Source organism: Oleiphilus sp. HI0067 (assembly GCF_001635735.1).
Genome location: NZ_LWFI01000129.1, coordinates 1 through 664 on the forward strand (window position 1 = coordinate 1; position 664 = coordinate 664).

The window sequence follows — 664 nt, forward strand, 5'->3', positions numbered from 1 at the left end:
CGGATGATGCAGCGGGTTTCACCGGTTTAAATTCTTTTGGTGCACTTCCCGGCCTTGAAGTGACGATTGGTGAAGCAGGAGATGCGGCTAATACGGCTATTGGTTTTGGTGCGAACTCGTATTCGGTCATTGATGACGCGCTTATCAATGGTCATATTGATTTTAACACCCAGAGTTCTTCTACTTTCTTATTTCGTAATAACCCTAAGTTTTCACCAGGTGTTGGCTCCGGAGATATCGGTACGATTCGGTTTAACCTGAATGGTTCTGCTTTAGATAACAGCTTGGTGTCAGTCTTTGGTGATCCGTCATTGCAATTCAATTTGGAAGTTGGTGATGTTAGTAACGACAACGACAAGATCGAATTCAATGGGGGCGCTGTTATAGGCACGCACGATGTCGTGATTGCGCCAAAATCTAGTGCTTATACAGCTGATGACTTGGATGGAAATAGCTATGTGGTTGTTGAAGCCGATGCGGGCCAGGACTCGTCTACTTATACCGCAAGTTTAACTGCAACAATGCCGGCGGCAATTCAAGTTTCCGGAGTAAAGCAAGTGGTGCAACAGATACTTATACTGTTACTTTGACTAAAGATCTTAATAACATCACGACGCACTCCTCTCTGACTACGCGTAATCAGCAAGTCGCAGCGCAAAGTTTA

General features: G+C 44.9%; 1 protein-coding gene. It reads left to right on the top strand.

What is annotated here, in order from left to right; all coding sequences use genetic code 11:
* A partial coding sequence (locus A3739_RS29150) for a hypothetical protein (RefSeq protein WP_197471953.1) occupies positions 1 to 590 on the top strand: 590 nt, incomplete at its 5' end.
* Positions 591 to 664: the final 74 nt, after the last annotated feature.